Raw genomic sequence first — 20,377 nt, forward strand, 5'->3', positions numbered from 1 at the left:
GCCATGTACCAACTCGATGATGATTCTTATCTGTTTCCTCCCGTATCCGAAGCGATGCGGGAACCTAATGGTTTACTGGCCATTGGTGGCGACCTTTCGTCTAGAAGACTACAATCTGCATACTATGATGGAATTTTTCCGTGGTTTAACCCCGGTGAAGTTCCTCTCTGGTGGTCCCCCGATCCGCGAGCAGTTTTAAAAGTTGGTGACTTACATATTAGTCGCTCAATGAAAAAAACCTTAAAAAAGTCGCCGTATCGGATTACGATTAACCACGCTTTTCAGCAAGTCATTGAAGCTTGTGCAATTAGAGCAGAAGGAACATGGATTTTACCTTCCGTTAGAGCAGGTTACATTGCATTACATGAAGAAGGTATCGCTCACTCCATTGAAGCTTGGCATGGCGATAAGTTAGTCGGTGGGCTGTATGGCGTTAACGTAGGACACCTATTTTGTGGTGAATCGATGTTCAGTAGAATGAATGATGCATCCAAATGTGCTTTTATTACATTCTATTTTCATTTTTTGCGCTATAATGGGCAACTTTTTGATTGTCAGGTACTTAACCACCACACCGCCTCACTCGGCGCAAAAGAAATATCCCGTAGGGATTTTTTGCATATTCTTTATCGGTGGCGCGACCAACGGATCAACCCAGCTTGCTGGTTACCGCAGTCAATAGATTTGCCGAAATCATTTGAAATATCACCACTTTATAAGTGAAACTTGATGATATTTCAGTAACTTTATTCCCATTATCACTAAAGAAAGATCGCTTTAAAATGCGACACTTCTTTACTTAGTGTGGGTTTTTGGGCATTATCTTGCCCGTAAAAAACCACGGTTATTAGACTTTAGAGGATTAGATGGCCAAAGAAGACAATATTGAAATGCAGGGAACTGTTTTGGATACCCTGCCAAATACAATGTTCCGCGTTGAACTGGAAAATGGTCACGTTGTGACTGCTCATATCTCAGGTAAAATGCGTAAAAACTACATCCGCATTCTGACAGGCGACAAGGTCACTGTTGAATTAACACCTTATGACCTGACCAAAGGCCGCATTATTTTCCGTAGCCGCTGATTTCTCTCTTCAGGCAAGGCCTGACATGACCACAGGTGCATAAGACACCTGTGGTATTATTTTGTCAGATTACCGCATCCTCCGGAGAGGCCTTGTGCACGCTATTGAAGCTGTATGTCAGTGTGTTACTTGTTTCATCAAGCCCGATACTCACCGAGCCACCATTCGTTAACGAGCCAAATAATAGTTCGTTTGCCAACGGTTTTTTCAGGTTATCCTGAATAATGCGAGCCATAGGTCGGGCACCCATTGCCTTGTCATAACCTTTTTCACACAACCAACGACGAGCGCTTTGGCTCACTTCAATCGATACCCCTTTATCATCCAACTGAGCTTGAAGTTCAACAATAAACTTATCAACTACTTGGGTAATAATTTCAGGTGACAGCGAGTTAAACCAAATTATACCGTCTAAACGGTTACGGAATTCCGGTGAAAATGTCTTTTTGATTTCAGACATGGCATCGGTGCTGTTATCTTGATCCGCAAAACCAATAGAACGGCGCTGGGTTTCTTGCACACCAGCATTCGTCGTCATCACCACAATCACATTACGGAAGTCAGCCTTGCGACCGTTATTATCCGTTAACGTACCGTGATCCATCACCTGCAACAGGATATTAAACACGTCAGGATGCGCTTTTTCGATCTCATCTAACAGCACCACAGAGTGTGGGTGTTTGATGACCGCATCAGTGAGTAAGCCACCTTGATCAAATCCGACATATCCCGGAGGTGCACCAATTAATCGGCTAACCGTATGGCGCTCCATATATTCAGACATATCAAAGCGCAGCAACTTCACATCCAGTGCTTTCGCTAGCTGTACCGTAACTTCAGTTTTACCAACTCCTGTTGGTCCTGCGAATAAGAATGAGCCAACAGGCTTGTGATCTAAGCCAAGACCCGCACGATTCATTTTGATCGCTTCGGTTAATGCTTCAATCGCCTTATCTTGTCCAAAGACCAGCATCTTCAATCGAGAATCTAAAGTTCTCAAACGATCTTTATCGCTAGAAGAGACTGTTTTTTCAGGAATACGAGCAATACGAGCCACGACTGTTTCGATTTCAGGAACGCCGATGGTTTTCTTGCGTTTACTTGGCGCCACTAAACGCGTTCTCGCTCCCGCTTCATCAATAACATCAATTGCCTTATCAGGCAGATGCCGGTCTGTAATGTATTTAACCGATAAATCGACAGCCGCCTGAATAGCTTTCGCGGTGTAACGAACATCATGGTGAGCTTCATATTTAGGTTTCAGACCATTAATAATCCTCACCGTCTCTTCTGGCGATGGCTCCACAATATCAATTTTTTGGAAGCGACGAGCTAATGCGCGGTCTTTCTCAAAAATATTGCTGAACTCTTGATAAGTGGTGGAACCCATAACACGAATACGACCACTCGAGAGTAATGGCTTGATTAAGTTCGCCGCATCAACCTGACCACCCGAAGCTGCACCAGCACCGATAATCGTGTGGATTTCATCAATAAACAGAATGCTTTTGGGATCTTTTTCCAACATTTTCAGTAGCGCTTTAAATCGTTTTTCAAAGTCACCACGGTATTTTGTTCCCGCCAACAATGATCCTATATCCAAGGAATAGATCGTACACTCCTTCATAACATCAGGAACATCATTCTGCTCAATGCGCCATGCCAGACCTTCAGCAATAGCGGTTTTACCAACCCCTGATTCTCCGACTAACAACGGATTATTTTTGCGACGGCGACACAGTACTTGAATAGTACGCTCTAATTCAGCCTGTCGTCCTACCAGCGGGTCGATATTACCTTTCTTGGCTTGCTGGTTAAGGTTGGTCGTGAAGTTGTCCATATGGTCTTCTGAGACTGGCTGTTCTTCACTTGGTGGCATATTATTAGATGCATCAGATTCTGAAGATGACGAATCCTCACCTTTAATCGTGCCATGGGAAATATAATTAACGATATCGAGGCGGCTAACATCATGTTTACGTAATAAGTAGGCCGCTTGAGACTCTTGTTCACTAAAAATAGCCACCAGCACATTAGCGCCAGTTACTTCATTGCGTCCAGAGGATTGAACGTGAAAAACAGCACGTTGCAATACTCGCTGGAAACTAAGCGTTGGCTGAGTATCTCGAGTATCATTTTCAGGTAATAGAGGTGTAGTTTGAGCAATAAAATGCTCGAGTTCTTGCCTCAAAGCAACAAGGTCAACTTTACATGCCTCTAAGGCTTCCCGTGCAGAAATATTGCTTAGTAATGCTAGCAATAGGTGCTCCACAGTCATAAATTCATGCCGACTGTCTTTCGCCCGAGTAAAAGCGACATTTAGACTAAGCTCCAGTTCTTGATTGAGCATAAGCACCTCCCCAAATTGATATTAAGACTATTCAGACTTTCTCTATAGTACACAATAAAGGATATTCATGTTCCCTTGCAAAGGCATTAACTTGAGCTGCTTTTGTCTCTGCAACTTCCGCCGTATAAACACCACAGCTGCCCTTGCCTTGAAAATGCACATCTAACATTATTTGTGTAGCGCGTTCTTCATCAAAAGAAAAGAATTTTTGTAACACTTCCACAACAAAATCCATCGGCGTGTAATCATCATTATTTAACAGTACTTTATACATCGATGGAGGCTGGAGTGTTTGTTCGACCTCATTTTTAAAAATCGTGTCAGTTTTAAATGTGCCCAGAAAATCGCTCATTACTTTAATTGCTCAGTATTCTTGCTCAGTGTGGAAATACAATTTAAGCATAGTCTTTATTATCAATGGTATCCATTAGTCAAACGGACGATCAATAAAGCTAGACTCCCAACGAGTTTTTATCTGCTATTTGTCAGCTAACTCTCAGTTTATGACAGTGTACCATGTAAAGTACGATAACTTACATGACCAATATTCTGTGATCCACTTCAAATATTACACAAATTAACTTAAAACGCTCATCGGATTATTTTCAGTTTAGCTGAAATGCCAAAATCCGACTCTTGACCAAGTAAAGCTATTTACTACAGTATGAATTGCGAGCGATAAATCTCGTACTTATACCTAGTTTGCATGTGTATTTTATTCATGCGCTTAATAATAACTTAACCTATTGATTCATAATTATTAAAATGGTATTCGCTCTTGGTTTTATGTCATTTTCAACTATCATTTAACCTCTTGATTTAACGATATTCTTTAAATGGTTTTGGGGAAGTCATTTTCTTAGCCATAAGATAAATTTCACCTTATTTCTTGACCTTCATTAATATTTTACTGTATATAATCACAGTTATTATTTACCTGTTTTTGTATACAGTTTTTATGTAAGGAGAATGTGCGGATGGTTACTATTAAAGTTCGCTTTGCTGCGAGTATGAAAGGTAAGTTACCCATGGGAACTTTCGACGCATTGAGAAATGAGATCACAAAAAGATTGAGCCAGAAATACCCAGATTTAAACATCGATATCAACTGGGGTTCTCAAGCTAATGTGTCCATTGATGGTCTTGGAAAGAACGAAAAGAAAACCTACATCGAAGAAACGCTGGAAGAAATATGGAATGACGGGGATTGGATGCCTGAAATGAAAGAAACTGAGGAAGTGGAGTATTTCGATAAATGATCAGATTGCGCCAACCACTCGAGCTGGCGCACCTTAGTTATTACTCTTCTAGTTTGCTTGCTTGTTCTTGTTTGGATTCTTCCTCTAATCTCTCCGCTGCCTCACGCGCAGCTTTTTCAGCCTCTTCTTTCGCTACCCGTTCCGCTTCAATTTTCGCTAGTCGCTCCGCTTCAGCTAGCTTCTGATTGTAGATAGAATCACTTGGCATATTCACACGAACATCAATCCAGTGACCATTGGGAATATCACAAGGCTCACCCGGAGTTAACTCAACCATTTCCCCATCAACTTCTTTAAGAAATTCAGGGTAAAGCTTGAATCGCTCATATTGAATGTTCTGCGGCAAGTCATGCTTGCGATATGTAGTATAAAGTACGATATCACCATCCTCATCAGGCTCAACGATACGACCGTCAAATGGATGTGGTTTACCTTTTTCAAGTACATCATAAAGCACATACACAAGTGGAAGCTGGTTAATTCCGCATGGAATTGTGATACCACCATTAACACCTCCCCAACTAGCATCAGAGTGTAAACCAAGGACCCCATGCAGTTGATAAATTCCAGTGTGCAGTTTCTTGAGTGTTACACCCTCTGATTCATCGTTAAGTTCGATGTGGTCTGCGAATACCTTAATGATTGGGGATGCAGCTTTTATGTTACCGTTTGAGTCTTTTGTGGTATTAAGCGAGTGTAGTAAGATCGCATCAGTTTCAATATTATTCATAATGAATTTAGCGCTAACAATATACTTTCCGCTAATAACCGCACCGCCAAGCATAAACCCAATATTGTCGTTATAGTATGAAGAGAAGCCTCGGAATCCTGAAGATAAGTTATCTTTGTTGAAATTAGTGTAGCTAAAAAAACCGGTTATCTTCTTTGTGTCATCATTAACATTAAATGGACTCGCTCCGAACGGGCGACTGCCAACACCAAAATCACCGACAAGCATAGCCGTTCCAGTTCTATTTGGAATGCTAAAGATACCTAATGTTTTCTCATCTTTATCTCTATTAATGATAGTTGCCATATTGCTTTCTGCTGCTGGATTTGTTTGAAACATCACATACGAACCATCAAGTCTGATCAATCTAAGTGATGTCCAGTCATTTGTGCCGCTAACTCTGATGTTAGTGTGATTGAAGGTTGTTGGTCCTGTAACTACACCGCCTTTTTTATCAAACTTTCCATCAATCAGCTTTTTCAGAGCAATGATACTTTCTAGTTTTACCGTTTCACCCGTCGGTGTTTTGACTTCAACAATGCCGTCTTGCGTTAGCCATGCATCCATGTTGCGCAAGAAATACTGGATATACTGCTGATTCGCTAGCATCTTGCGAACACCATCGCTCATGCTATCTAGAACGAATGTCGCAATCTGATACTTCGCTGCTGAAGCTGCTACTGGCACTGGATATGTGAGGTTAATCTCTGTATCTGAATTCACTGATAACACTGTGTTCATGTACACAACGTTATTGATGAGATAGGAAATTGGGCAACCCTCCGAGATGCCGGCTAAGTTATCTTTCCAGCGCGTTCCGGTACCTTTTATTTTAGTTTGTCCTGCCGTAGTTGCGATTGTGCCTGCTTGATAAATCATATTAACTCCAAAATTTGGACGCAAAAAAACCGCTTTCGCGGCTTATCGTTGAATTGAGTATTTAGAAGTAGTCGTTGAAATCGATGCTGTAACATCCCGCATAAACGATTTGGTTGAACATAGAGTTTGCGTACGATGGGTAGCTATCTACTGTCCACATCTTAGTTGCCTGTATCCGGCTTCCTGAAACAACAAAGCCAGACATATAACAGTTTATTGAGTTCCTTTCGTTCTCCAGCCATGTATTAGGGCTATCCATGGTAAACATAGGAACACTGAACTTGCTTGTCGCCACATTGTTACTTGTATTAACAATTTGTCCGTTGTTATAAAATGGGCAATAATCTGATGAAAAAGCTACACCGCCGTTTTTATTCCAAATCGTTAACCCATCTGCGGGTTGTAAATTCAATCCATACGCAAAGATAACCACATAAACGTACCCTGCATTTCTCGCAATGACTCTGGAATTGGGTCTATCATAGCGAAGCACCTGACCTGACGATTCCGGTCTTAAAAAAACTAATGCAGATCCGCGATTAGGGATATCAGCCGGTATACTCCAATACCCTTTACTGTATTTATCCACATCGATATAAATCTTTTTGCGATATACGCAGTAAGCTACCGTGGATTCTTGCGTGATTGCTCTGAAATTATCAATCGCGGCATCTAGCTGCGAGTTAATAAACAAACCGTACGAATCTTGCGGCGCTTCCTTCAGTACGCCATACAAGAAAAAGTGGGAGTTACCATCACTCCCCGGCAACCAACCTGAATCACCGCCCCACCAGTCATAGTTACAATAGAATGTATCGCCCGACACCCAATAGCTTCCGATACTCACGCCCTGCACCGAACCATAAGCCAGAAAGTGGCATAACGCTGAAGGTACAATGACCACATTGTATTTCGACATTCCTGGTACATTAACAGACTTATTTTTTTGATACGGCTGTGGGCTGAGTGGATGAATAACAATATGCTTTAGAAAGGTTAGCGGATAAGAGTTGTTAGTGATTTCAATCGGTTTCCCGCCGTCTTTAGGGTTTATGAATAGCCCATAATCATCACTCATGCTGGACGCCTCCCCACTTTCACGGCCCATCTTCCATTTTCGTCATAGACTGTCATTCCGGTACCATCGACTAACACCCGACCTGCATCCCCAACGATTTTAAAATCCCCGCTGATGAGTAGTTTGTTAAACTCCGCGTCGCCCGTTTTAGCGTCAATATTAAAACCAACTTTGCTGGGAACGTAATTTCCTGACGTCATTTTGTCAGTCACAACTACGCTATTTAGCCAAGCCTTATCAATAAACGTTTCTTTCATGAAAATTTGACCATCTTTCATGTACATAAACGTTTCAAATTTACCGTTTGTAGGGTTGATGAATGCAAAGTTATTCGCCATAAATCCGATGTAAGTGCTGACTTTCCCTGCCTTCACTTCGGCACTAATAACCATCCCTGCTTTGTAGAATGTTTTGTTGTACCAAACACCGGCGTTCACATCCCAAGTAGCATACCCTTCACCAGTAGCCGTAAACTCAGTTGTTGCCTTCGTATCAATAAGCGCACTTTGCTCACCAAATTGAGCTTGTACCCGAGTTTGTGATTCTGAAAATGCTTTATCCAAACTTGCAATAGCTTTGTCGTTTTTAATGACTCCAGCTTGAACCCCTTCAATTGAAGCTGTGATCTCAACAATAGATTGAGCCCATGCCAACTCAGCGCTAGCAAACACACGATCCAAGCGCTTAATCTGCGCCATTGATTCGCCGTGTTTTGTGAACAAATCTTGCTGAACTTCAAAGGTGGCGGCACCATTTATCAAGCTAGCTTCATTGAGCCAATTAAGCTGTTCCTCCAGCCTTTTTCCGGCTTCAGTAGTCATGAAGCCATCACCAAGCATATCAATGATTTCATCTGTTTTGGTTTCCGGTGCGCCGCTCGCTTCAACGAATTGCGATTTACCAACCGGGTTAACGCTTCTGACATACACGTAATAAACTTGACCTGCTTTCAGATTGCGTCCCTGAATAACCCACATAGTGCCATTACCCAAGTATTCAGCCAGTTGCTCAACATCATTAATATTGGCTATACGCTTAACTGAAAACCAGAATTCATATTGCAAACGTAAAGCGTTCTGACCACCAACATACGGGATCACCCCTAAACTAAAAAACCCCGGAGTCACTTCAATATGCGATGGTGGCGGTGGTGGGTTAATGTCAAATGACACTGTTGACTGGTCACCCTTTTGCCCATCCTTGTTTTGTGGAGATACCGATAATAAATAGTTACCTTGCGGTAAATTACCGATTCTATATCGATTTTCTTGTGTTTTAGCAGTACCGACAATGCGACCGGCTTGAGTTAGCTTCAGAATAAAATCAACACCGCGGACTGCAGTTGTTGTCGTCCAGTTTGCTTCCACTTGCCAGCTATCACTATCAGGACTCACTTCAACAGATAAGTTTTCTACCGGTGGAATATAACCGCCTAGCGGGGTGTCGGGTAACGGCTCGAACGTGACGCCCTGATCAACGATGGACTCCTTTTCTGGTATATGCTGAACAGCAATAACCCCATAGCTTCCATCGCCTTTATCCGTGATTGTTATTGCTCTAAACAGCCGTCTTGCTAGCACGGATTGCCCTAACGCCCAGACAGTCCCATGTCTTACTCCATTTGGAAGAGATTCAACCTTAATCTGATTACTTGATGGATAGCTGACTGCCTTTACTCGCTCTGGCTTTCCGGCTCCGTTGATTACCGAGATCATAGTGATCCCCGTTTTTGGCGGTTCAATATCACGGTCAAGGGTTAATATTTTTTGCACAGTATCGACCTGCAATAAGCGGCCACCAATCTGCTCACCAACCCAGTCATTGTCCATGACTTCAATAATGTCACCGGGTGTATGCCTTAAACCTTCAGCGCCTACATCGAATTCAACCGTTTGAGTTTCTAATTTTTCAGTGAGCAGGATCCACAACCCATGACGTCTAGCTTGCCCTCGACTAGTGCAGCCAAAGGCATCAACTCTTAGTACATTGGGACCAAATTGAGCGACCAAACCGTCATCGGAAACTTGTTCAATACTCGTTTTCCAACCATTTTCAGGGTCAATGAATCGCACCTCAATGATAGTATGCCTAGCTTTTAATGGACTAAAACTATAGTTAAATCGCCCATTCACAACGTTAGCATTCGTGTATGGCCAGACAATATCACTAGGTCTATCTTGAACAAAAGTAAGCTGCTGACCATTCCACACAGGCATAATACGCATCATTGAGCATAAGTCGCTCATATAGTCATAGGCTTTACGAATATCAGTAAGATAGGCATTGCACGTCATTCGTGGCTCTTTGTCACCAAACCCATTCGGTACTAATTGATCACAATACTGTCCAATCATATAGAGCGCAAACTTATCAACTTCCGAAATTTTCAGGCGCTTCCCAAGGCCAAAACGTTCGTTGGTAAGTAGGCTATACAATACCCATGCAGGGTTATTCGTGTACGCAGGTTTAAACGAGCCACTCCAAATTCCCTTGTAAGTACGTGTTTCAGGATCGTAGTTATCTGGAACCTGAATGATTAACCCTTTTACAAGATAATTTCGACTAGGATATTGATTGCCAAATTGCTCACTTTCAAATGTCAGTCCAGCAACCGCCGACCCCGGATACGTTTGAGTGATATCTGTGATTTCAGTATAACTTGACCAAATAGTATTGTTTTGTAGCTTATCGCTAGTGCTATCCGCTGTTAAACGAACCATTCGGATGCTAAATGGTGGTGACGGAAGATTATCAAGTATGACAGCCATCAAGTAGGGTGAATTGCTACGTTTCCCTCGAATCGTCACATTCTTCTCTGTTACCCAAGACCCGCCACGCTGTATTTGAATTTGCAGATCAACCGATGTCCCAACGCGGTCACCATTATCTTTAACTTCAACTAAAGCTTGTGTCCCGAAGGTCAAGCGAAGACGGTCGATGTTACGAGAGGTAATTGTCCTTGTGACCGGGGTGCTTTTCTTCACTTCAATGCTAACAGGCGTTTCACTGGATGAAGATGAAAAACCTTCTAACGCGGGCTGTTCCAGCGTTCCAGATACCCACTGAGCCGTCATACCATTGACATTACTGTTACCCGATGAGTCGATAACTGGAGTATTGTTTAAGTAAACTCCCTTGAGATCCCCAACGGGACCTTCAATAGGCCCCTCGCTGACTAAATCAATAATGGACAGTTTTTGTCTTGATGTTAAGTCATTTGGTGCTTCATACGGCGTATGTTGCTTACCACCATTTTTACCCATGATTACGTCTCCCCACTACCGCCGTGTTTACCTACATCAATATCTTTTGCATCACCGTCATCCATAATTTCAACAGCCTGAGAAATAACCCGAGAACCGCACATGATTTCACCGTATGCCACCGGAACAGGCATCCCTTGCGCTACTGAGTTTTCTAAGTTGCTGAAATAGGTATTTCCCTTCTCTTCTTCCGATCGGGATAAATTAGGCGACTTGGGCATCGGCGTTAGCATTTGAGCTACTCCACCAATCATCATCGCGGCACCAGCCAGCATCATCGATGCACCAAAGCTCCAACCCGCAGGGTTCCACCATCCCACCGCAAGAACAGCAGCGCCGGCAATAAACTGAAAAACACCACCGTTTTTTGCGCCTTCAATGCGAGGAACAATGTGAATAACGGCATTTGGCATTAATGGCTCATGAATACGTTGATGAAGTTCATCTGGTGAAACATCGGACCCGCTGATGCGGATGTGGTACCAACCTTCACTGAAGTGTTTTTTTAGATTGGGAATTTGCAGAAATAAGGCATGTAAACCTTGTACTGCAGTATGAATATTTAAATCGAAGCGGCGTCCAAATCGTTGGAGATCCCCGTAAAATCGGATGGTGACCATTTTCGGTAACGCCAAATCGAATGCGTCATTTTTTGCCATCTTTCGTTGTAGACCTCGCGCTTACTCAGTTGGTTAGGGACATGATGCAGAATAGTTTGATTACCAAGATAAACAGCGGCGTGATTGGCTCGTGAACTGGCATAGCAACACAGAATAATATCTCCTGGTTGAATATCCCTTTTCACTTGTTTGAAACCATTATTTGTTAGGTTCTCAAGGTACAAATCTTTACCTTGTCGCCACCAGTTATCCTCTCTAACAAAATCAGGAAGTAAATGACCAGCTAAAAGATAAGCATCACGAAACAACCCATAACAGTCAGTGGTTCCATGCTTAAAATCACGTCCGAGTAATAATGGAACAGCGTCAAACTTGATGATTTTTTCATCACAAACTAACCACCAACTCAATGCTGTTTTTAATTGATGCGCTCTGTCAGAAGCGCTAAGGAATGGCTTGCCATTTGGATGGCTGTGTACAATGGCTACAACCTCGCCACGCTGGCTAGCTTGAATATAGTCTTCAGCAGAGATTGAGAAATAATTTTCAGGATCCGCGTGTTGATTTACACAAGGAAGATACATTTCCATTTCATCGATACGAATAATCAAACCGCACGATTCCTGTGGCGCCATGCTTTTTGCATGCTCCAGAATGTCATGTTCTATCATGGTATTCCTTACTGGCTTAGGCGGGATGAAGACAAGAAGCAGCCAATTCTGTCAGTGTTGTTTCTAAGCTTGCAATCTGATAAGCGTTTGCCACATTTATCTTTGCTAGGATCCTTGGTTGGATTTCCTAACTCGTCGGCAACCGGCTCACCTGCGTAACCACACTCTTTAGAGCGATAACTCCACGGGCAAACATCGGATAAAATCACTCGAGCTGGAACAGTGGCGCCATCCGTCTCACTGGGCGCAGCAAGTTCAAACGTTGCTGTTTCAGAATTTAAACTAGTCAGTTGCTCAATGACCCAGCGAGAAACAACCTCTTGAGATGGGTCAGCATTCTCGTTACCACCAGAGAAATTGATTTCATCTAAAAATCGCGCGCGAACTTTTCTGCGGATAACATTGCCACCAGCCCCCGAATTCAATCGACTAGCAATGCCTGTCACGAGCCCAAATAAATTGGAAATAGTGATACTAGGTCGACTTGATGGTCCTTTCCCATTAAATGAAAAACCCTCACCCGAAATAGGGTAAGGGTCATATTCAAGCCCCTGCCAAACAATGGGTTTTAGTAATTCATTGGCGCCATTGTGAAAGCGGTACCGCGTTCCACCAATGTTGGTTAAATCAATTTCATAGAGTTCGATCTCTGCATCACTTTCAAGTTCGGTAATAGAGATTAGCAACTCAGGAGGAATGTTTTGCATTATTGCTCCCATAAAAAAACCAGCCGAAGCTGGTAATGTGAATGCTTAATATTGACGAATACTAATTACTCTTTAGAATGAATATCGCTTCCGCAATGTTTACATTTAATTGCTGCCTCTAAAATATCTTCCGCACAATAAGGGCACTGCTTCACTTTTCTTTTATCTGTCCCTAAATCTATTTTAGTTACAAAATCATTATTATTTTCTTTTTTATCACCCAAAGCCCAGACATAAGCAACAACCCAACCAATAAATGTCCAGCCAAGTAAAATATTTATTGCTAAAATTTGATTAAATTTTGGATGACCTTTGATTTTAGCCTCAATGGAGGGCAGCACATATAGCAAAGGTGCAACAATAAAGAATGACAATGAAACAATCTTTCCAAAGTCATTTAAACTATGGGATGGTATTTGCCCCATTGAAAAACTATAAAAAACAAGAAAAATTAATATAAGAAGTCTTAATATAAACATAGCAACCTCAGGTAAATATGATTGCTATTATCTTAACCAAATAACGATAAATGAAAAGCCATTCTGCTGAATTATACAACTTCCTCAAATTCTGCACTTATTGATGTACGTAAGTTACCTGAGTCTGATGACCATTTTTTGCAAACGACTTTAATAGCTTGCTTTGATTTTTCTGGTTGAAATAAAAAGGAAGTAATGCCTCCATGCTTAGTCAAAAAAGCCAATACCTGATCTGCAACACTAGGTTTCAGCGATAGTGTGATATTGAATTTTTTTAGCTGGTAATTCATACCGTCTGGCTGACGCTGCTCATACCCATCACCAAAACGGACTGCTTTTATCCTTGGAGTGAAATCTGTTTTCATCCCCGGCTTTATTAGCCAACTGAATATTTCCATTATGCCCTCGTTCAACATTATGAAATTACATATAATAAAGCCCCCAGTTTGGAGGCTTTATCTAATTCCTAGCATTAACTATTAAAATGCCCCACCATCACGACGCTGAGTTCTCATGTAATCCTCTATCCCCTTTTTAGCAACATCATAGACCGTTTTAAGAGCTTGCGGTCCAATCTCTCCATTACTACCATCGTTTTGAATAGTAATATGGTTAGTTTGATAAAAACCACCAGCATTTTTATTGGCATTGGCAGCTACAACACCTAACTTTCCGTCAATACCACGTCTAAGTGGTAAAATTGCTTCTGGTCCTGCTTCACCCATTAGCCCAGCACCTCGAGCAAATGGAAAAAGAGTGGGTTTTGATACAATCTGCCCACTGTATGCACTTAGCCCAGGAGTGTTATAGACGCCACCATTAGCATTAGCAACAACTGACCCGCCACCAAAACCAAACGCTTCAAACCCCTTAACAAGGGACATTTTCAACGCTATCTCAGTCAACATTTTTAATATTGACCTAGTGAAGTCTCTAAAACTAGACTCTCCACCAGTTAACGTTTCAGCCAATTGTGAACTAAAGCCATTTAATGTCGCTGAAGTAACACTTTGAATTTGAGCGTTTGCATCGAGCGCTGAGTCCCTATAGTCGCCCCACGCCGTTTTCATGCCAGCAAACCAATCTTGACGGGCTGCATCTTCTTGCTTGAACGTTTCCATTTTTGAAGCTTGAACTTGTGCCCATTGAGGCTCGCCACCATAAGCAGATCTTAGTTGCTCAATCTCTAAAGCTCTTTGAAGCTCACGAGATGATAAGCCCAATGATTCAGTAATAGCCCTTTGTCTTGCCTCTTGCTGTTTTGCATATTTATCAGCTTGGTCGCTAAGTTTATTAAGGTACTCTTGACGTGATACTTGGTCACCAACTTCTGCGAGTGCTTTTTTATTTGCAAGGATGCTTTCTTTGTTTTTTAGCAAAGATTGCTCATCAAGAGATAATTTCCTTTTTTTACCGGCTTCTTCTAGAACGCTAAACTTAGCCTGCTCTAGTTGAAAGTTTTTCCGTTGTTGGCTGATGAAATCCGTTGTACTGGCATGTTGCTGGAGAAGTTTTAGCTGAGCTTGAAGTGATGTTAGTTCAGCCTGTGAAGACTCATCTTGCCTTATGCCAAGATCTGGTCTGTAAGCCTTTCCTTTTGGAGTTTTAGGCGTTTCCCTCGATAGCTCCTTCTTATATTTGATTTCCTCACGCTTAATCGCCTCATCTATTACACCTTTTGATGCTCCAGAGCTTTTAATTTCAGCTAGTCTTTTTTGATGTTTTTCCTCTGCATTCTCGTAATCACTCTTTAGTTTTTGATCTGCAAGGAATATCTTTTTCTTACGATCCTCTTCATTTTTTTCAGCTTTATCTATTGCAGCAGCCAAATCGCTTTGAAATTTAGCTTCTTTTAATTCTACTAATTTTTGTTTGCGCTCATCCATTCCAAATGAATAAATTGAGCCGTCAAATCTTGATATGTAATCTTCCAGCCTCTTAATTTCATCATCAACCCCCATATCTCTACCAAGGTCGCGCATTTTATCAATAGCTTCTTTCGCTGCGTCACCAACCCAATTCCATGCAGATTCTAAATACCCTAAGTTATCTGCTATCTGCTTGGTACGCTCCTTCATTGAATCAGCGTAGGCTTCCATGGCAATTTTGGTAGCATCAGTTCTTTTACCTTGCTCTTCTAACGTCGCTATTTGCTCCAGCTGCGTTGCAGTAAGAAAATGCATTGATTTATCGAGTTCCATCACCGCTTGAACTGGCTGATCTTTAAGTCGCTGAAACTGCTTAATTGTCTCATCGACGGATTGTCCAGTAGCTTTTTCCATCTTGGCTGCAACGCTGGCAACCATATCAACTTGAGCACCACTAAATGAGCCAGTACCAACAACTTGAGCCAAGGCATCAGCCATTTTGTACTGAGTAATTCCCTCGCCAGATAACGATTTAGCCAGATCGTTTAACTGCCCCTTGGTTTTTGCTGCGTAGTTGCCAGTTAAAATCAACTGTTTATTGTATTCACTAAGCTCTTTCGAGCCCTGATAAGCAGCAACACCAAACGCAGCAATAGCTCCAGCACCGCCTACCATTGCCAATTTCCACGGGGTGATCAAAGAGGTAATTGCTTTTAAAGAATTACCGAACCCTCCAAACGAGTCCTTTATTTGTCCACCTTGCTGAACTGCCACTAGCCATGGCGGCATACCCGAGGCGAGCGACGTCACAATATCAGTCATTTGCATCGGCAGCTGTCGCATTGCTTGGCGGTACTGCCCAGAGGTTAAAGTAACCCCTTTCATGACACGATTTTGAGTTTCTAACTTGCGAATATAAACATCTGCTGCGCTCGATACACCAAGTTGAGCCGCTTGAATGCGCAGCATTTCAGTACGAGATAGATTTTGCTGGGTAACTTGCTCTTTAAGTTTGTTAATGAATCGCTGCTTTTGCTGCGTTACTGATATCTCTGCGCGCTCAAGCGATTTTGCCGCACCGACAGCTTGAGAGGTTAATGCTTGGTAATCTTTGACGTGTAATAGTCCTTGTTGCATGTCTTGGTTCATGCGACGGCGTACTTCATTAAGACCCTCAAGCCCCTTCCCGTATTTTTGAACAGCATCAAGTTGGGTATAGTATTGCTCAGCCAGAATTTCTTGGTTACGTGCAGACCCCGCTCTTTTGGTCTCTGCCTGCATAATTTGTTGAATTTTCTGGTGTGTTTCGTCCATTTCCTTTTGAGCCAAGCGTCGCATGGCTGACTCTTTTTGTTCCGCAGAAATAGACTCTTTTTCAAACTGTTTTAACTGGGACCGCGAGCGCTGAAGGGCGGCTTCTGCCTTAGCTGATTGTCTTTCAATGAAATCTTGCTGGCGCTTAATTGATGCTTGCTCGCGACGCTCTTGTTCAGTCAATTGTCTTTCGACTCGACCTGCTTTTTCAAGAAACTCCGTCGTATTAGCGCCAATTTTAATCTCAAGATCCGCGATTTGGCTGCTCATATCTTACCCCTCCCGTAATTCCCTCGCTGACTGATTGAATAACGTCATCTGGCATATCCTCATCATTAGGCTCTATGTCAGTTAGCAGCATGAAATCGGTTATTTCAGTTTTTGCACCACACATGGCTGAATAAACGGAACCATGCAAAGCAGCAAACTCAACATCAATCAATTGCGGCATAAATGGCGTTCGACTAAAATGATCAACCCAATCGTTATATTCAGTTGCACTCATTTCACTGAGCATTCTGCGCCAATCAGGTCGACCAAACTCACGCGCAAGGCGCAAGGCAAACGTGCGCTCACGGCTGGCTATTTTCCCATTGAATCTTGTTCATTAGTCTCTTCACCTTCGGCGGAAGATTCTTGGGCATCGCCTTTCATTCCACTGATTTCAGAAATAACAGAAACTGCCTCTTCCAGTGCCGATGAACTCCACGTTAAGGCAACCTCTTCATATACCTCTTCAACATCACGGTCTCGGTCGCTATGCCATAGAGATCGAGAAACTAGCCATACATTGCTTTCTGCAATTTGGCGCATGGATTTTGCTGCAAGTTCAATACCTTCCAGATTGCTAGACTCTTTTTCTTTCAATGCTAAGAAATCAAAATAATCTGCGCGCTGTAATGCTGAAAGTTCGTGCAGAACAACTAATTCACCGCTAATTTGTGTTTCTTTTTTCTTTAAAAACATATTGATACCCTTTTGGTTAAAAATAAAAAAGGCCGCTTAGCGACCTGTTAAATTTGATTTGAGAACTCCATTTCCGCAAAGTCTTCAAGCAAGACTGAGATTTTCCGTATTGCCTCATCGGTTAGCTCTTCATTCATACACCAAGAAACCAATACTGTCGGATCTGGTAAGTATTCTCTTTTCAGCATATTGAAGAACTGCATGCTTAATTCTAGGTCGCTTTTATAATCCTCCCGATAATATGATTTTAAGAAGTTAGCCAGCGACTCTACGCTAAACTTAATATCACCCAATGATGAACGAAAAACAGGCCGCTTATGCATAGCGACCTGTCTAATCAAAAATAACTCGCTAACGATTAATGAGAATGTTTCTACTTGCTCACTGTAATCTTGCTGCATGACTTCCTCCTTGCTGAGAAGGAAAAATTAGAAGCCCCTGCATGCCTGATTTACCAAAAGCCTGAACGCATCTTGCCTCAAAGTCTTTATAGTCAACGCAACCATTAGCCAGGGTGGTAACAGCAACTAATTGATCTTGTAATAATTGCTGAGCTTCTGACTTTAGGTATTGATGAATTTTATCTTTGCTACCTTTAGCCAGTTGTCGAGCTTCATCGTAAACTGACTCAGGTAATACGACTTGATATACCCATTTAGCGGTTATCATTCCAAATAACGACGGGCAGCCACCAACATGCCCAGCATAAGGCAAGCCAGACATTCTGCTTAAAGCTTGATAGAATGGATGCTGGAAGCGTTTTTCCCATGATGTTGGCTTATCAAGTAAAAATATCGCGTTGATTCTTTCATCGTTATAAACTGGAATATTGCCACGGATAAGAGCATCAATTTGCTCATCGCACCAGATTTCAAAGTCTACAGAAAGCCAGCGCGCAAAACGCACTGCCAGCTTAGAATGCAACCATGTACCACCGCCCCTATCCTTCCTTGCTTTGCTTGTTTTTACATACGGGATTTTCCCGTATCTACGTTCAAGCGCCTGAATATACGCCATAGTCTCAGGAAGCCTAACCCACTCATTAGGAAGCTTGCCAAATTTAGCCGCTATATCTGTCGCATTAACCCACCCGTCGTTATTAAAACGTACAGGATGACCTTGATATTCGAGAGGAATAATATTGTTCATAGTGTCTACCTTACTTAGTAATGAACCCTTGCCGAAATAGGAAACCAGCCCATCGAAGCGACACCAGCTATAACTGATCCCCTCAAAGGCTCATTACCTAAATATTGGCTCGATGTATTACGTACGAATGTGCTTTCGGTGCACGGGAGAGAAAATAAAAAAGCCACACTGAGTGTGGCTATATGATTGATCTGGCGAGTTAGCCTTTAGGCTGAACGACTGTTTTACCTTCTGGCTTTGGTGGAATTTCTTCCGCCAACGTTGGGCGACCTGTATTTTTAATCTTTACCGTTCGCGTAATTGTTTCTTTGATTGGGATGGTTTTACCGAGTCCACTCAGCCACCCTTTGAATAGGTCAACCGTTCCGTTTGGATAAGCAATTTTGTAGAAACGTGAAGCACCGCTGTCGAACCATTTTACAAGGTCTTTTTGCCCCTCTTCTCCGGGCTTCCACGCTAGCGTAATGCTCGCCTCACCGGAGGATTTCTCCCCCTGAGTCGTATTTTCCCAATCACCATTAGGGTCATCAAGGTAGCTATCATCCTCACTGGCCGCAGTGATCTCACCCGGTTGTAGTTCCTTGACTTTACCGAGGCGAGTAAAGCCAGTCTCACTTAATGGATCCGTAATTTGTTCTTCATCCCCCGTGTAAATCCACAAGGTAGTTCCAGCGCCCTTAACTGGCGCCAGTGGATTAGGTACCGTTGGCATAGTTCTGTTCCTTACATTTCATATTTAATTTGATAAGAAAGGTCGACAGAGGCCCACAACGACATTTCATCATCGCGGTCATAGTCATAGCCTTTCGGTGTCATATCAGTAATCACTCCCCCTAAATCAGTCATATCAGCCACCGCTGGATATAATTTTTCCTCGACCCACTTATCTAACGTGGCATCGGGTACGGATGATTTAAGGAAAAGTTCGAGGTGGAGAATGGCTGTCCATTGATTGGAATCCAGATAATAAGGATCTGGTCTTGGCTCTGTAAGATAAACAGCAATAACAGGCAGCTCAGATTCATCAAAATGAGTTGGCCGACCATCATACGTTTTGATATTCGGAAAGCGCTCATTTAAGTGCTGTATGACTGTATTGCGAATTCGAGTGTGAACAATCACTATCCCTCCTTAAAGTACAGCCTTAACTGATTATTTAATGCATAGCGTACTTCTTTATCGATATCCGATTCTCGAACATTAATAGCGTGTTCTTCAAAAGCCTCAGTCAGCGGTTTTGAGACAGGGATTTTCACCACTTCAATAGGATATCGACTCTTACCAACACGCTGCATTACATGCCAGCGGCCATTGTTGAGTTGCTGAATAAATGCATTATGAAACGTGAATTTTCCAACCTTTAAAGTGCTCCCTATTCGATTACCTGCATGCCGACTTCGCGATAATTGAACTCGTGCGGTACCGAGTACGATAGCAGGGAGATTCCCTCGGTTAACAGTAACGCGGGCTTTTGGGGTTCCATGTTTTGAACTCGCCTTACTGAACTTAACGCGCTTACGGATAATTTTTTGCTGGATTCGCACTTCTTTAGAAACCTGCTTGACGCTACGGCTTATCGCTCTTGCAGCAACCCGGTTAATCGCTTGTGCGGTCGCAATGGGTGTGACCTTATCAACAATGACATTTAGATTACGAATTGCGTCATCAATCCCCTTCATCGTCAACAACCTCCAGAAAAAGCATCCACTTGCCATTAAATCGCTGTCGGCGAGTGGCTATGTAATGGATCCCATCAGCAATAACGCGATCATTCTTTCCGGGCTTAAATGAATCAGAAAAAATGACATAGGAAACCCCATCCCCCGTAACCGGACCAAATTCAGGTAGAAAATGAGAATCCACCCCAATATGTTCCGTGCCGTTAATGGAGATAGGTTTCCCCATCCGCTTTGCAATGAGTGCGTCCATTCGATCCGTTAATCGTTCAAACGCACTCAT

Annotated in this window: 21 protein-coding genes and 1 pseudogene; 3 read left to right on the top strand and 19 right to left on the bottom strand. The window is 42.5% G+C overall.

Annotated elements, in window-relative coordinates:
* The first annotated feature begins 3 nt into the window (after window positions 1–3).
* Both aat and infA read left to right on the top strand, forming a co-directional pair.
* A complete protein-coding gene (gene aat / locus PROVRUST_RS04925; RefSeq protein WP_006813613.1) occupies window positions 4–723 on the top strand; it encodes a leucyl/phenylalanyl-tRNA--protein transferase in 720 nt (239 codons plus the stop codon).
* A 143-nt stretch (window positions 724–866) separates the two neighbouring features.
* The gene (gene infA / locus PROVRUST_RS04930; RefSeq protein ID WP_006813614.1) at window positions 867–1,085 is read left to right on the top strand and encodes a translation initiation factor IF-1; all 219 of its coding nucleotides are present in this window, start codon (window positions 867–869) and stop codon (window positions 1,083–1,085) included.
* 64 nt (window positions 1,086–1,149) lie between these two features.
* Here infA and clpA read toward each other — a convergent pair whose 3' ends face one another.
* Both clpA and clpS read right to left on the bottom strand, forming a co-directional pair.
* Window positions 1,150–3,435, bottom strand: a complete 2,286-nt coding sequence (clpA, locus tag PROVRUST_RS04935; RefSeq protein WP_006813615.1) for an ATP-dependent Clp protease ATP-binding subunit ClpA — start codon at window positions 3,433–3,435, stop codon at window positions 1,150–1,152.
* A gap of 31 nt (window positions 3,436–3,466) precedes the next feature.
* Window positions 3,467–3,787: an ATP-dependent Clp protease adapter ClpS gene (gene clpS / locus PROVRUST_RS04940; RefSeq protein WP_006813616.1), complete on the bottom strand. Its 321-nt coding sequence runs from the start codon at window positions 3,785–3,787 to the stop codon at window positions 3,467–3,469.
* A gap of 625 nt (window positions 3,788–4,412) precedes the next feature.
* Between clpS and PROVRUST_RS20485 the strand changes: the two genes are divergently transcribed.
* Complete coding sequence (locus tag PROVRUST_RS20485) at window positions 4,413–4,694, top strand: DinI-like family protein (RefSeq protein WP_006813617.1); 282 nt, start codon at window positions 4,413–4,415, stop codon at window positions 4,692–4,694.
* A gap of 40 nt (window positions 4,695–4,734) precedes the next feature.
* Here the strand turns inward: PROVRUST_RS20485 and PROVRUST_RS04950 are convergent, their stop codons facing one another.
* The 17 genes and pseudogenes from PROVRUST_RS04950 to PROVRUST_RS05030 all read right to left on the bottom strand — a co-directional run bounded on the left by PROVRUST_RS04950 (window position 4,735) and on the right by PROVRUST_RS05030 (window position 20,377).
* Complete coding sequence (locus PROVRUST_RS04950) at window positions 4,735–6,303, bottom strand: phage tail fiber protein (RefSeq protein ID WP_006813618.1); 1,569 nt, start codon at window positions 6,301–6,303, stop codon at window positions 4,735–4,737.
* A gap of 61 nt (window positions 6,304–6,364) precedes the next feature.
* Window positions 6,365–7,381 carry a DUF6453 family protein gene (locus tag PROVRUST_RS04955; protein WP_006813619.1) on the bottom strand — a complete coding sequence of 339 codons (1,017 nt, stop codon included), beginning with the start codon at window positions 7,379–7,381 and terminating at the stop codon, window positions 6,365–6,367.
* Window positions 7,378–10,644: a TipJ family phage tail tip protein gene (locus tag PROVRUST_RS04960; RefSeq protein ID WP_006813620.1), complete on the bottom strand. Its 3,267-nt coding sequence runs from the start codon at window positions 10,642–10,644 to the stop codon at window positions 7,378–7,380. Before PROVRUST_RS04960 ends, PROVRUST_RS04955 begins: the two co-directional genes overlap by 4 nt.
* A 2-nt stretch (window positions 10,645–10,646) precedes the next feature.
* Window positions 10,647–11,303 carry a tail assembly protein gene (locus tag PROVRUST_RS04965; RefSeq protein ID WP_071599535.1) on the bottom strand — a complete coding sequence of 219 codons (657 nt, stop codon included), beginning with the start codon at window positions 11,301–11,303 and terminating at the stop codon, window positions 10,647–10,649.
* A complete protein-coding gene (locus PROVRUST_RS04970; RefSeq protein ID WP_006813622.1) occupies window positions 11,207–11,935 on the bottom strand; it encodes a C40 family peptidase in 729 nt (242 codons plus the stop codon). Before PROVRUST_RS04970 ends, PROVRUST_RS04965 begins: the two co-directional genes overlap by 97 nt.
* Before the next feature lie 8 nt (window positions 11,936–11,943).
* Window positions 11,944–12,642 carry a phage minor tail protein L gene (locus PROVRUST_RS04975; protein ID WP_039854314.1) on the bottom strand — a complete coding sequence of 233 codons (699 nt, stop codon included), beginning with the start codon at window positions 12,640–12,642 and terminating at the stop codon, window positions 11,944–11,946.
* A 65-nt stretch (window positions 12,643–12,707) separates the two neighbouring features.
* Complete coding sequence (locus PROVRUST_RS18975; RefSeq protein WP_006813624.1) at window positions 12,708–13,121, bottom strand: superinfection immunity protein; 414 nt, start codon at window positions 13,119–13,121, stop codon at window positions 12,708–12,710.
* 71 nt (window positions 13,122–13,192) lie between these two features.
* On the bottom strand, window positions 13,193–13,519 hold the full coding sequence (locus tag PROVRUST_RS04985) for a phage tail protein (protein WP_039854317.1): 327 nt from the start codon (window positions 13,517–13,519) through the stop codon (window positions 13,193–13,195).
* 81 nt (window positions 13,520–13,600) lie between these two features.
* Window positions 13,601–16,573 carry a phage tail tape measure protein gene (locus tag PROVRUST_RS04990; RefSeq protein WP_006813626.1) on the bottom strand — a complete coding sequence of 991 codons (2,973 nt, stop codon included), beginning with the start codon at window positions 16,571–16,573 and terminating at the stop codon, window positions 13,601–13,603.
* Window positions 16,548–16,862 (bottom strand): phage tail assembly protein T, encoded by a 315-nt coding sequence (locus tag PROVRUST_RS04995; RefSeq protein WP_036982144.1) that lies wholly within the window; start codon window positions 16,860–16,862, stop codon window positions 16,548–16,550. Before PROVRUST_RS04995 ends, PROVRUST_RS04990 begins: the two co-directional genes overlap by 26 nt.
* A gap of 23 nt (window positions 16,863–16,885) precedes the next feature.
* The gene (locus PROVRUST_RS05000; RefSeq protein WP_006813628.1) at window positions 16,886–17,269 is read right to left on the bottom strand and encodes a phage minor tail protein domain-containing protein; all 384 of its coding nucleotides are present in this window, start codon (window positions 17,267–17,269) and stop codon (window positions 16,886–16,888) included.
* A gap of 47 nt (window positions 17,270–17,316) precedes the next feature.
* A complete protein-coding gene (locus PROVRUST_RS05005; protein WP_006813629.1) occupies window positions 17,317–17,670 on the bottom strand; it encodes a hypothetical protein in 354 nt (117 codons plus the stop codon).
* The gene (locus PROVRUST_RS05010; RefSeq protein WP_006813630.1) at window positions 17,651–18,418 is read right to left on the bottom strand and encodes a KilA-N domain-containing protein; all 768 of its coding nucleotides are present in this window, start codon (window positions 18,416–18,418) and stop codon (window positions 17,651–17,653) included. Before PROVRUST_RS05010 ends, PROVRUST_RS05005 begins: the two co-directional genes overlap by 20 nt.
* A gap of 247 nt (window positions 18,419–18,665) precedes the next feature.
* Window positions 18,666–19,130: pseudogene (locus PROVRUST_RS05015) on the bottom strand (phage tail tube protein); the annotation flags it as partial.
* Between the two features lie 11 nt (window positions 19,131–19,141).
* Window positions 19,142–19,540, bottom strand: a complete 399-nt coding sequence (gene gpU, locus PROVRUST_RS05020) for a phage tail terminator protein (RefSeq protein WP_006813632.1) — start codon at window positions 19,538–19,540, stop codon at window positions 19,142–19,144.
* Window positions 19,540–20,097 (bottom strand): phage tail protein, encoded by a 558-nt coding sequence (locus tag PROVRUST_RS05025; RefSeq protein ID WP_006813633.1) that lies wholly within the window; start codon window positions 20,095–20,097, stop codon window positions 19,540–19,542. The genes gpU and PROVRUST_RS05025 overlap by 1 nt, the downstream gene beginning before the upstream one ends.
* Window positions 20,084–20,377: a DNA breaking-rejoining protein gene (locus PROVRUST_RS05030; protein WP_006813634.1), complete on the bottom strand. Its 294-nt coding sequence runs from the start codon at window positions 20,375–20,377 to the stop codon at window positions 20,084–20,086. Before PROVRUST_RS05030 ends, PROVRUST_RS05025 begins: the two co-directional genes overlap by 14 nt.

This window comes from Providencia rustigianii DSM 4541 (assembly GCF_000156395.1).
In the GTDB taxonomy this organism is placed as follows: Bacteria; Pseudomonadota; Gammaproteobacteria; order Enterobacterales; family Enterobacteriaceae; genus Providencia; species Providencia rustigianii.